Below are 12,401 nucleotides of genomic sequence, written 5' to 3'. Positions count from 1 at the left end.
CGATCACCACCAATCACTGGGACCCGGAGCGGGTCAGCCGTTCCTGCCGAGCTCGACGTCCTCCAGGAGCCCGAGCGCGTCCGGCACCAGCACGGCGGCCGAGTAGTAGACGCTGACCAGGTAGGAGATGACGGCCTTCTCGTTGATGTTCATGAAGCGCACCGACAGGCTGGGCTGGTATTCGTCGGGGATGCCGGTCTGGTGCAGGCCGACGACGCCCTGGTTCTCCTGGCCGGTGCGCATGAGCATGATCGACGTGGTGCGGGCGCCGGTGACGGGGATCTTGTTGCACGGGAAGATCGGCACGCCTCGCCAGGCCGGCACCCGGTGCCCGTTGACCTCGCTCGCCTGCGGGTAGACGCCGCGCTTGCTGCACTCCCTGCCGAAGGCGGCGATGGCCTGCGGGTGGGCCAGGAAGAACGCGGGCTCCTTCCACACGACGGCCAGCAGGTCGTCGAGGTCGTCGGGGGTGGGCGGGCCTGAGCGGGAGCGGATGCGCTGGCCGAAGTCGGCGTTGTGGAGCAGGCCGAAGTCGCGGTTGTTGACCAGTTCGTGCTCCTGGCGCTCGCGCAGCGCCTCGATCGTCAGGCGGAGCTGCTGGTCGAGCTGGCTCATCGGCTGGTTGTACAGGTCGGAGACCCGGCTGTGCACGCGCAGGACCGTCTGCGCCACGCTCAGCTCGTATTCGCGCGGGCTCTGCTCGTAGTCGACGAAGGTGCCGGGCAGCACGGCCTCGCCGGTGTGGCCGGCCGACATGTCGATCGCGGCCTCGCCGTAGTCGTTCTGGGCGCGCTCGACGCTGGAGCGCCGGCTCTCCACGTGGGCGCGCAGCTCGGGCGAGCGTTCGAGGACCTGCTCGAAGTCCTGAAGGGAAAGCGTGAGCACGGTGGTGGCGGTCTTGGCCCTGGCGGTGAACGCGAACTCGCCGCCGCCCGTCAGTGCCTGCTCGCCGAGGTGGTCGCCGTCGGCCAGGACGCCGAGGTTCTGCTCGTCGCCGTAGGCGCCGCGGCTGACCTTGCCCACCCGGCCGTGGGCGATCAGCACGAGCCGGTCGATCTGGGCGCCCTCGGTCACGATCTTCTCGCCGGCCTCGACCTCCTGTTGCGCGAAGCGATCGGCCAGCGCTTGGAGCACCTCCATGTCGTCGAAACCGCGTAGCACGGGCAGTTCGGTGAGCTCGGCCGGGATGACCCGGACGTTGGATCCGGTCGTGCTGAACGTGATGCGGCCGTCTCCGAGGGTGTAGGTCAGCCGCCGGTTGACCCGGAACACGCCCCCGGAGCACTGCACCCATGGCAGCAGCCGCAGCAGCCACCGCGAGGTGATCTCCTGCATCTGCGGAGGCGTCTTGGTCGTGGTGGAGAGCTGCCGTGCGGCGTCGGTGCTGAGGCTGAGCTGCCCGGCGCCGTCCTCCGGGGCGTGGGACTGGGTCGTTTCTGTCATCTTTGCACCACCAATCTCGTTAGGGTTCGCGGGCGGATCTGAGCTCGGGCGGAAGCGAGAACGTGAGGGTCTCCTCCGTCAAGGTCACCTGCTCGACGTCGGCGTATCCGCGGGCGGCGAGCCAGCCGAGTAACTCCTCGACCAGCCCCTCCGGCACGGACGCGCCGGAGCTGACCCCGACGGTCCGCACGCCCGCCAGCCACCGCTCGTCGGCGTCGCAGGCCCGGTCGACCAGGTGGGCCGCGCCGGCGCCCGCGTTGACGGCGACCTCCACCAGCCGGCGGGAGTTGGAGGAGTTGGCCGAGCCGACGACGATGACCAGGTCGCATCTGGAGGCGATGCTGGTGACGGCCTCCTGGCGGTTCTGGCTGGCGTAGCAGATGTCGTCGCTGGGCGGGTCGGCCAGGCCGGGGAAACGCTCGCGCAGCTCTTCGACGGCGCGCATGGTCTCGTCGACGGCCAGCGTGGTCTGCGACAGCCAGCCCACCGGCGCCGAGCCGTCGGCGGTCACGTCGCCGGTGCGGGCCGGGTCGACGACGTGGATGCGGCCGGGCGCCTCGCCGACCGTGCCCTCGACCTCCTCGTGCTCGGCGTGGCCGATGAGCACGATCTCGTAGCCCGCCTCGGCCATGCGCACGGCCTCCTTGTGCACCTTCGTGACCAGGGGGCACGTCGCGTCGATCGTCGCGAGCCCGCGCAGCCGCGCCTCCTGCTTGACCGCGGGCGCGACGCCGTGGGCGGAGAAGACGACGAGCGCGCCGTCGGGGACCTCGTCGAGCTCGTCGACGAAGACCGCGCCGCGCCCGGTCAGGTCGCGGATCACGGACGTGTTGTGCACGATCTGCTTGCGCACGTAAACGGGTGGTCCGAAGCGATCAAGCGCCTCTTCGACGGTGCTGATCGCGCGTTCGACGCCCGCGCAGAAGCCGCGCGGGGCAGCAAGAAGTACCCGTCCCATCGGGATGCCCCTTCAAATCGTCACTTGGTACGGTGTGCGAGCTGATCCGCCAGGACGGTCAGCGCCTGCGCCGCCTCCGGCTTGATCTGCGCCGCCGTCAGCGCCGCCATGGCCAGGCCCACGCGCTCCTCGATCATCGACTCGACCCTGGCCGGCGCCCCCGTGTCGGCCAGGATCTGGCGTAGCTCCGCCGCGCGCTCCTCGGACAGCTCCGGGTCGCCGTGCCAGCGTCTGAGATGGGCGAGCTGCGCCGGTGAGGCGTGCTGCACGGCGTGCGCGTACATCACCGTGTGCTTGCCCTCGCGCAGGTCGTCGAGCGCCGACTTGCCCGTCTCCGACGACGTACCGAACGTGCCCAGCATGTCGTCGCGCAGCTGGAACGCCTCGCCCAGCGGCAGCCCGAAGGCGGAGTAGGAGTCGAGCAGTTCCAGCGAGGCGCCGGCCAGGGCGCCGCCGATCTGCAACGGCCGCTCGACGGTGTATTTGGCGGTCTTGTAGCGGATCATGGTGAGTGCCTCGTCCACGCTCGCCCCCGAGCGGAGCTGGCCGAGGATGTCGAGATACTGGCCGCTGATCACCTCGGTGCGCATGGCGTCGAACAGGTGGTGCGCGGCGCGCAACCGCGGCGGCTCGGCCCCGCACGACGACAGCAGCGCGTCGGACCACGCCAGGCTGAGCGTGCCCAGCAGGATGCCGCCCGCCTGCCCGAACGCCTCCGCGCCAGGACCCCTGTGCAGCTCCGCCAGGTTTCTGTGCACGGTCGCCCGGCCCCGGCGCAACTGGCTGCCGTCCATGATGTCGTCGTGGATGAGCAGGCCCGCGTGGCACAACTCCAGGGCCGCGCCGGCGCTGATGATCTCGTCGCAGTCGTCGCCGCCCGCACCGCGCCAGCCCCAGTAGCACAGCTGCGGCCTGATGCGCTTGCCGCCGCTCAGGATGAAGTCGGTCAGCAGCCCGTAGGCCGCCTCCACCCCCGGATCGGAGACGGGAGCCCGCCAGTCGTCAAGGAAGGCTGCCAACCTGCGATCAATGCGTGCAGCGAGGTGGTGCTGGGTGAAGCTCACCGGCATGCGAACGGCTCCTTATCGCTCCGACCGAGTCGCTACCAATAGTTAGTCACCCCATACAGAGAGTGTAAAGTGTCTTTTGGTACTGGCGTTGCGATCGACCATGTCTCTACCGGTCGCCGACGCGCAGCCCACTCCGCCGGGGCCCCAGGTGACCGGCCCGCCCGGCGAGGCCGGCCCTCCGGCACGCGGGTCAGGCGGGTTTCGCGCTCCCGGCGTGGGGCAGCGAGGTCGCATGAGAGTCGTGGTGGTGGGAGCCACAGGAAACGTCGGCACCAGCGTGGTCCGCGCGCTCGTCGCGGACAGCGGCGTGACCTCGATCGTCGGGGTCGCCCGCCGGCTGCCCGGATGGCGGATCGACCGCACCGACTGGCGGCAGGCCGACGTGGCGAGCGACGACCTGGTGCGGATCTTCGACGGCGCCGACGCGGTGGTGCACCTCGCGTGGTTGTTCCAGCCGACCAGGGATCCGGCGACGACCTGGCGGGCCAACGTGCTGGGCAGCATGCGGGTGTTCAGGGCGGTGGCGGAGGCCGGGGTGCCCGCGCTGGTCCACGCCTCCTCCGTGGGGGCGTACTCACCGGGGCCCAAGGACCGGCCGGTGGACGAGAGCTGGCCCACGCACGGCTGGCCGGGCGCGGCGTACGGGCGGGAGAAGGCCTACGTCGAGCGGGTGCTCGACGTCTTCGAGCACGACCATCCCGGCATCCGCGTGGTGCGGATGCGGCCCGGCTTCATCTTCCAGCGGGCCGCCGCGACCGAGCAGCGCAGGTTGTTCGGCGGGCCGTTCGTGCCCCGGCGGCTGATCAGGCCGGGGCTGATCCCGTTCGTGCCGGACATCCCCGGGCTGCGGCTGCAGGTGCTGCACGCGCGGGACGCGGCGGAGGCGTACCGGCTGGCCGTCACCAAGGAGGTGCGCGGCCCGTTCAACCTCGCCGCCGAGCCTGTGCTCGACCCGCACGACCTCGCCGAGATGCTCGGCACCCGCACCGTGCGGGTGGCGCCGCAGGTGGCCAGGGCGGTCGTCGCGGCCGGCTGGCGGCTGCGGCTCGTGCCCGCGGCGCCGGGGCTGCTGGAGCTCGCCCTCCGCATCCCGGTCATGAACGTGCGGCGCGCCAGGGAAGTGCTGGGCTGGACGCCGGAGTACTCGTCGCAGGAGGCCATGCGGGAGTTGTTCCGCGGGCTGCGTGAGGGCGCCGGCATGGACACCGGACCGCTCGCTCCCGATCGCGGGCCGGCTCGCCGGATGCGCGAGCTCGCCACAGGCGTAGGAGGACGCAGCTGAAACGATGACCCGTACGGACCACATCAGAACAGACCGTCAGCGAAACGTCGTGCCCCCCATCACCATGCGCGTCGGCGACCAGGCGAGGCGGGAGGCCTGCCATGCGCACCCTGTTGACCCAGCCCTTCACGCGCGACGACGTGCCCGAGTTGCGCCGGTCCGTGGCCCGCTGCGCGGAGCGCTCGGGGCTGAGCGGCTCGCGGCTGGCGGACTTCGTGCTGGCCGTGCATGAGAGCGTGGTCAACGCCGTCGAGCACGCGGGCGGGCACGGGCACCTCAGGCTGTGGACGGCCGACGGGTTCATCCTCGCGGAGACCACCGACGGGGGTACGGGCATCCCCGGCCGCTACGTCGACGGCCACCGCCTGCCGGCGGACTTCGCCGCGACGGGCAGGGGGATCTTCCTGATCCGCGAGCTGTGCGACGAGGTCGACTTCCGTACCGGCCCGTGCGGCACCACCGTCCGGCTCACCATGCGGTTAAGGCCGCAGGTTCGCGAAGCCAGGGAGCGGTTCAGGATCGCGGTCTCCGATCGGTCGCGGTCCGGACGCTTCCGCGCCTGACCACGTGGTGATCCCGAGCCGTCTGACCTGGCGGAGGGCCGGGTAGGCTCGGGGGGACGGAAAGGGACCACCACGTGAGCGCCGACACACCCAAGCTCGGGATCATCTCCCCGGTCCGGCGCATCGGGCGGCGGGAGTTCGACTTCGAGCGCCAGGTCGCCATCATGGCCATCGTCAACAGGACACCCAACTCCTTTCACGACCGGGGCCGCACCTACGCGCTGGACAGCGCCGTCGCGGCGGCGCGCAAGGCCGTCGCGGACGGGGCCGACTGGGTCGACGTCGGCGGGTTCGCCTTCAGCGCCGACCAGGAGCAGATCCCGGCCGAGGAGGAGATCGAGCGGGTCGTTCCCGTGATCGCCCAGGTCAGGGCCGTCACCGACGCCGTGATCTCCGTCGACACGCACAGGGCGCAGGTGGCGCGGGCGGCCATCAGGGCCGGCGCCGACGTCATCAACGACACCAACGGCCTGCGCGAGCCGGGCATCGCGGAGACCGCGGCGGCGACCGGCGCCAGCGTGGTGGTCACCCACAGCCTCGGCGGGCCCGGCCGGCGGATCGCCCGGCCCAGCTACGCCGACGTCGTCACGGAGGTGGCCGACTTCCTGCGCGAGCGGGTCGAGTTCGCGCTGAAGGCGGGCATCCCGGCCGACCGGATCATCATCGATCCCGGTCACGACCTGAACAAGAACACCTACCACTCGCTGGAGCTCACGCGCAGGCTCGGCGAGATCACCTCGATGGGCTATCCCACGCTGGTGGCGCTGTCCAACAAGGACTTCATCGGCGAGACCCTCGACCGCCCGCAGGGCGAGCGCACCGAGGGCACGATCGCGGCCAACGTCGTCGCGATCGTCAAGGGCGCCCGCATCCTGCGCGTGCACGACGTGGCCGCGACGGTCGCGTCCGTACGCATGACCGAGGCCGTGCTCGGCTGGCGCGGCCCGATCGCCCCCGCCCACAACCTGACGTGAGGAGACTCGCACGTGACCGAGCGCAAGCCACCGGGGATGCCTTACGAGAGCTGGATCGACCGGCAGATCCGTGAGGCGGAGGCGCGCGGCGAGTTCGACGACCTGCCCGGCAAGGGCAAGCCGCTGCCCGGCCTCGACCGGGATCCCGGCGACATGTGGTGGATCAAGCAGAAGGTGGAGAGCGAGGGCCTGTCGATGCCCCTGCCGCCCACGCTGGCACTGCGCAAGGACGCCGAGCAGGCGCTGGCCGAGGCGCGAGGCGCGCGCTCCGAGGCCGAGGTCAGGAACATCATCGAGGACGTCAACGGCCGCATCCGCGAGGCGATCAGGACAGGGCTGTCGGGCCCGCCGCTCAACCTGATGCCCTACGACGTCGACGAGATCGTGTCCGAGTGGCGCAGGGCACGGGGCGTGACCTGAGCGGGTGACGATCAAGGGGCCCGGGCGCACTCGCGTGCGCCCGGGCCCCCGTCAGGCGGGCGGAGGGATCCGGGTCAGGCGGGTCCCACCGGCCTGCCAGGCATCAGTTGATCGGCGGGTAGGCGTTGGCCAGCAGCTCGCGGAACTGCGCCGAGAACCACCGACCCGAGATCGGGGCGTCCGCCAGCGCGCCCGACATGTTGTTGCCGTTGAGGTCGTTGCCGGTGTAGGTCGGGTCGCACATCCGGTCGAACCTCTTGCCCTCGTCGTTGTCGATCTCCTCGCTGGAGCCGTCGGACTCGCCAGGAGGCTTGACCCAGACGTAGGCGTCCAGGCCGCTCGCCGGGCTGGCGGTCGGCCGCTCGCCCATGCCGGCGCCGCTCTGGTTGCACCAGTTGCCGGCGTGGATGCGCCGGTCGGCCCGCGACTCTTCGACGAACTGGTTGACGTTGGTCGAGGAACTCGGGCCGGCCGGGCGGTCGGAGCCGCCCCAGCCGTTGCGCGAGGTGTCGATCAGCATGCCGAGCCCGCTCCTGAAGCCCTTGGCGATCAGCGCGTCGCGCAGGGCACGGGCGAAGGTGAGCTCGTCGATGTAGTAGTTCCAGTCCACCCAGTCCGACTGGCGCACGGAGGTGCCGTTCACGTTCGTGTTGATGGTGAAGTGGGGTTCCGTGGTGATCGAGTAGTTGGCGGTGTTGACGATGAAGCCGTCCACGCTGTCCACGCCGGCCTCGGCGCCCGCGACGGTCTCGTAGAACAGGTCGACCGCGGGCTGGAAGTTCGAGTCCCAGCCCAGCCAGGCGTGGTGGGCGGCGTCGACGTAGGTGTAGACGTTGGAGATGGCGTGCAGCTGGTCGAGCGCGTAGCGGACGCCGTCACGGTAGCCGCCGGGGCCGTCCGCCTCGCGGCAGTCGGCGAACTGGTCGGTGTTGGTGATCAGGTTCGGCAGCGAGTCGGGCTCGATGATCGTGACGATGCGCAGATCGGCGTACTGCGGGTCGTCGAGGATGTCGGCGATCGGGTTGATGTACTCGTTCTTGTAGCGGTTGAACCCGTCCTCCGAGATGCGCAGCTCGCCGTTGGAGGCCAGCGCCGAGCAGTCGCGGTTGGGCAGGTTGTAGATGACGACCTGGATGGTGAGCGGCGCGGAGCCGTTGGCGGCGTCCTGGCTGACGGCCTCGTCGAGGTGCTCGCGCAGGCTCATGGCGTCGGCGGAGCCGCCGATGGCGGCGATCCTGTCCATCCACACGGCGGTCGAGACGTCGGCCACCGCGGATCCGCCGGGCTCGGCCGCGGCCTTGGCCGACCAGTTGGGGTTCACGTAGCCGGTGGCGCCGGCGTACGGGTTCTCGACGTGCGGGCCGGGGTTGGTGCCGCCGTCGTTGTCGGCCTCGGTGGCGGTGACCGTCCTCGAGGTCAGGCCGGCGGAGGCGACGGTGAAGGTACGGGTGCCGTTGGCGGTGTCGGAGTCCTGGGCCGCGGCCAGGGTCACGGTCTGCGGGGTGTTCCAGTTGGAGGTGGTGAAGGTCAGCGAGCCGCCGGAGCCGACGGTCAGGTCAGCGTCGCCGCTGCCCGCCGTCGAGGTGACGGTCACGCTCGACGAGGGCTGCTCGGCCAGGCGCACCGTGTACGTGCCGGTGGAGCCCTCGGGTACGGTCACCGACGTCGGCGAGACGATGATCGACTGCTCCGTGGTGGCGTCGTCGTCGACCTCGGTCGCGGTGACCGTGGCGCCGGTGACGCCGGTGCCGGTGACGCTGAAGGACGCCGTGCCCGCCGTGGTGTCGCTGTCCTGGGCCGCGGCCAGGGTCACGGTCTGCGGCGTGTTCCAGTTGGACGGGGTGAAGGTCAGCGAGCCGCCCGAACTCACGCTCAGGTCGGCGTCACCGTTGGTGCGGGTGGTGGTGACGGTCACGTTGGAGCTGGGGGCCGCGGAGAGCCGGGCCGTGAACGTGGCCGTGTCGCCCTCGTTCACGGCGACCGCGCTGGACGAGGTGACCACCGACGGATTGGCCGGGGTCGTGTCGCCGCAGGTGGTGCCGTTGACGGTGAACGACGTCGGGTCGGGGTTGCTGCCGGACCAGGTGCCGTTGAAGCCGACGGAGACGGACGCGCCGGCGGCCAGGTTGCCGTTGTAGGACATGTTGGTGCCGGTGACGCGGGTGCCCGACTGGCTCCATTGGGCGCCCCACCCGCTGGGGGTGTACTTCTGGCCCGTGGTCGGATAGTCGAACGCCAGCGTCCACGAGCTGAGCGCGTCGCCGGTGTTCTTCAGCGTGATGTTCGCGGTGAAACCGCCCTGACCTGGGCTGCTCGTCCACGAATTGGCAGAGTAGGTCACGTCGCAGGCGACCGCGGCGCTCGCGGCCGTGCTCTGGCCGACGACGAGTCCTAAGGCCGCGACGCTCACGGCGGTCATGGTCACGGCCCATTTGCGGAGGCCGCGTTGGAGTCTCACGAGCGATCATCTCCAGTGCTAGATGGCTGGGAGCGCTCCCATGGTGAGCCGGACTCGCAGCCGTGTACAGAGGGCCGCTTCCGCCGGCCTCATTGCCGCCCCGCATGCTCGCCGAATACCATGGAACGAGGATGAAACTTTCATCCCGGGCAGCCTGGTGAGAGGAAACACGGGGGTTACCCGGAAGCCGTTCCGTTGACATACGCCGGGGTGCATCCACAATCCATCGTGGGAGCGCTCCCACACCCCCTACTCCCATGGAGACCCCGTGAAGTACAGACCTCCTCTCATCCTGACGCGCTTATCGAGGCGACTGGCCGTGGCCACGACCCTCGTCCTCGTGGCGAGCGCGACCGCGGCCGTGGCCGCCGCACCCGCCCAGGCGGCCGTGGCCTGTGACGTCACCTATACGGCCAACCAATGGACGAGCAGCCCAGGCCAGGGCGGTTTCACCGCGAACATCACGCTGAAGAACACCGGCGACGCGCTCAGCTCGTGGACGCTGGCGTTCGACTATCCGACCACGGGCCAGAAGTACACCCCCAGCGGGTGGGGTGCTAACTGGAGCCAGTCGGGCACCCGCGTCACCGGCACCAACATGCCGTGGAACGGCAACCTGGCCGCAGGCGCTTCCGTCTCCGTCGGCTTCAACGGCACCTGGTCCGGCAGCAACCCCGACCCGACGTCGTTCACCGTCAACGGCACCACCTGCGGCGGCGAGGGCTCCAACGAGGCGCCCACCGTGTCGCTGACCTCCCCCTCGGCCGGCCAGACCTACACCGCCCCGGCGAGCGTGGCCATCGCGGCGAACGCGGCCGACTCCGACGGCACGATCTCGAAGGTCGACTTCTACCAGGGCTCCACCCTGCTCGGCTCCGACACCTCGGCGCCGTACGCCTACAACTGGACCGGCGTGGCGGCCGGCAGCTATTCCATCACCGCCCGCGCCACCGACAACGGCGGCGCGACCACGACCTCGGCGCCCGTCGGGATCACCGTCTCGCAGAACACCGGCCCCGCGCTCGTCGTCAGCCCCACCAGCCTGTCCGTGCCCGAGAGCGGCACCGCGAGCTTCGGCGTGAAACTGTCGCAGGCGCCCTCGTCCAACGTGAGCGTCTCCGTCGCCCGCGCGAGCGGTGACGCCGACCTCACCGTCTCCAGCGGCGCCACCAGGACGTTCACGCCGTCCAACTGGAACACCGAGCAGAACGTCACGCTGGCCGCGGCCGACGACTCCGACACGACGAGCGGCTCGGCCGTCTTCCGGGTCAGCGCCACCGGCTACGACCCCGTCGACGTCACCGCCAACGAGGCGGACGACGACGTCGGCGGCGGCAACGAGTACGTCCAGCGCTTCGTCGAGCTCTACAACGAGCTCCACGACCCGGACAACGGCTACTTCTCTCCCGAAGGGGTGCCGTACCACTCGATCGAGACGTTCATGGTCGAGGCGCCGGACCACGGGCACGAGACCACGTCCGAGGCCTACAGCTACTACCTGTGGCTGGAGGCGGTCTACGGGCAGGTCACCGGCGACTGGTCGAAGTTCAACGACGCGTGGACCTCGCTGGAGACGTACATCATCCCGTCCACGGAGGACCAGCCGACGAACTCCTTCTACGACCCGTCCAAGCCGGCCACGTACGCGGCCGAGCACCTGGAGATCAGCAACTACCCGACCGAGATGGACACCGGCGTCACCGTGGGCACCGACCCGCTGGCCAATGAGCTGCAGAGCGCGTACGGCACCCGCGACATCTACGGCATGCACTGGCTGCTCGACGTCGACAACACCTACGGCTTCGGCCGCTGCGGCGACGGCACGTCCAGGCCCGCCTACATCAACACCTACCAGCGCGGCCCGGAGGAGTCGGTCTTCGAGACGATCCCGCAGCCGTCCTGCGACACGTTCGAGCACGGTGGCCCGAACGGCTACCTGGACCTGTTCATCGAGGACAGCGCCTACGCCAAGCAGTGGAAGTACACCAACGCCCCCGACGCCGACGCGCGGGCCGTGCAGGCCGCGTACTGGGCGCTGACCTGGGCCAAGGAGCAGGACAAGGAGTCGGAGATCTCCGCGACGGTGGCCAAGGCCGCCAAGATGGGCGACTACCTGCGCTACGCGATGTACGACAAGTACTTCAAGCAGCCCGGCTGCACCAGCCCCTCGTGCCCGGCGGGCTCCGGCAAGAACTCCGCCGCGTACCTGCTGAACTGGTATTACGCCTGGGGCGGCGCGACCGACTCCAACGCGGGATGGGCCTGGCGCATCGGCTCCAGCCACAACCACGCCGGCTACCAGAACCCGTTCGCGGCCTGGGCGCTGGCCAACGTGGCCGAGCTCAAGCCGAAGAGCGCGACCGGCTCCTCCGACTGGAGCACCAGCCTGACCCGTCAGCTGCAGTTCTACACCTGGCTGCAGTCGGACGAGGGCGCCATCGCCGGCGGCGCGACCAACAGCTGGGAGGGCCACTACGGCACCCCGCCGAGCGACCTGCCGAAGTTCCACGGCATGACCTACGACTGGCAGCCGGTCTACCACGACCCGCCGTCGAACCAGTGGTTCGGCTTCCAGGCGTGGACGATGGAGCGGGTGGCCGAGCTCTACAACGTCACCGGCAACGCCGACGCCAAGGCGCTGCTCGACAAGTGGGTGGAGTGGGCGCTCGACAACACCACGGTCAACGCCGACGGCAGCTACGAGATCCCGTCGACGCTGCGGTGGAGCGGCGCGCCCGCGGGTGACTTCTCCGCCACGTCCGGCATGCCGCCGGCCAACCCGGACCTGCACGTGACCGTCCTGGACCACACGCAGGACGTGGGCGTCGCGGGATCGTACGCCAAGGTGCTGATGTACTACGCGGCCAGGGCGAACCACGCCGAGGCGCGTGACACGGCCAAGGCGCTGCTCGACGGCGTCTGGGCGAACCGCGACGAGGCGGGCGTGTCGGTGCCGGAGACCAAGGCCGACTACCGCCGCGTCACCGACCCGGTGTACGTGCCGCCGGGCTGGAGCGGCGAGATGCCCAACGGCGACCCGATCAACGAGGACTCCACGTTCCTGTCGATCAGGTCCTTCTACGAGGACGACCCCGACTGGCCGAAGGTCGAGGCCTTCCTGAACGGCGGCGAGGCGCCGGTCTTCAACTACCACCGGTTCTGGGCGCAGGTGGACGTCGCCGTCGCGCTCGCCGAGTACGGGCGGCTCTTCCCGTGAGGAGGACGACTCTGAT

9 protein-coding genes are annotated in these 12,401 nt (G+C 70.3%); 5 read left to right on the top strand and 4 right to left on the bottom strand.

What is annotated here, in order from left to right:
• Positions 1–33: 33 nt before the first annotated feature.
• The 3 genes from ABGA98_RS20370 to ABGA98_RS20360 are packed head-to-tail and all read right to left on the bottom strand — an operon-like array spanning position 34 to position 3,471.
• Positions 34–1,443 (bottom strand): family 2B encapsulin nanocompartment shell protein, encoded by a 1,410-nt coding sequence (locus ABGA98_RS20370; RefSeq protein ID WP_347619915.1) that lies wholly within the window; start codon positions 1,441–1,443, stop codon positions 34–36.
• Positions 1,444–1,462: 19 nt separating this feature from the next.
• Positions 1,463–2,401, bottom strand: coding sequence for a 4-hydroxy-3-methylbut-2-enyl diphosphate reductase (locus ABGA98_RS20365; RefSeq protein WP_347619914.1), 939 nt, complete (start codon positions 2,399–2,401; stop codon positions 1,463–1,465).
• Between the two features lie 20 nt (positions 2,402–2,421).
• Entirely contained in the window at positions 2,422–3,471 is a 1,050-nt protein-coding gene (locus tag ABGA98_RS20360) for a polyprenyl synthetase family protein (protein WP_347619913.1), read from the bottom strand.
• Between the two features lie 232 nt (positions 3,472–3,703).
• Here ABGA98_RS20360 and ABGA98_RS20355 point away from each other — a divergent pair, with 232 nt between their 5' ends.
• The 4 genes from ABGA98_RS20355 (at position 3,704) to ABGA98_RS20340 (ending at position 6,710) form a co-directional block, all read left to right on the top strand.
• The gene (locus tag ABGA98_RS20355; RefSeq protein WP_347619912.1) at positions 3,704–4,753 is read left to right on the top strand and encodes an NAD-dependent epimerase/dehydratase family protein; all 1,050 of its coding nucleotides are present in this window, start codon (positions 3,704–3,706) and stop codon (positions 4,751–4,753) included.
• Positions 4,754–4,854: 101 nt separating this feature from the next.
• Entirely contained in the window at positions 4,855–5,316 is a 462-nt protein-coding gene (locus tag ABGA98_RS20350) for an ATP-binding protein (RefSeq protein ID WP_347619911.1), read from the top strand.
• 74 nt (positions 5,317–5,390) lie between these two features.
• Entirely contained in the window at positions 5,391–6,290 is a 900-nt protein-coding gene (gene folP, locus ABGA98_RS20345; RefSeq protein ID WP_347619910.1) for a dihydropteroate synthase, read from the top strand.
• Positions 6,291–6,302: 12 nt separating this feature from the next.
• A complete protein-coding gene (locus tag ABGA98_RS20340) occupies positions 6,303–6,710 on the top strand; it encodes a DUF1992 domain-containing protein (RefSeq protein ID WP_347619909.1) in 408 nt (135 codons plus the stop codon).
• Positions 6,711–6,813: 103 nt separating this feature from the next.
• On the opposite strand, the gene ABGA98_RS20335 is transcribed toward ABGA98_RS20340, so the two are convergent.
• Positions 6,814–9,129, bottom strand: coding sequence for a glycoside hydrolase family 6 protein (locus tag ABGA98_RS20335; RefSeq protein WP_347619989.1), 2,316 nt, complete (start codon positions 9,127–9,129; stop codon positions 6,814–6,816).
• A 358-nt stretch (positions 9,130–9,487) separates the two neighbouring features.
• Between ABGA98_RS20335 and ABGA98_RS20330 the strand changes: the two genes are divergently transcribed.
• Positions 9,488–12,385 carry a glycoside hydrolase family 48 protein gene (locus ABGA98_RS20330; RefSeq protein WP_347619908.1) on the top strand — a complete coding sequence of 966 codons (2,898 nt, stop codon included), beginning with the start codon at positions 9,488–9,490 and terminating at the stop codon, positions 12,383–12,385.
• Positions 12,386–12,401: the final 16 nt, after the last annotated feature.

The sequence above is a fragment of the Nonomuraea sp. B1E8 genome (assembly GCF_039871515.1).
GTDB lineage: Bacteria > Actinomycetota > Actinomycetes > Streptosporangiales > Streptosporangiaceae > Nonomuraea.
The sequence above is the reverse complement of the archived record's forward strand: the minus strand, read 5'-3'. Positions and strand labels throughout refer to the sequence as shown.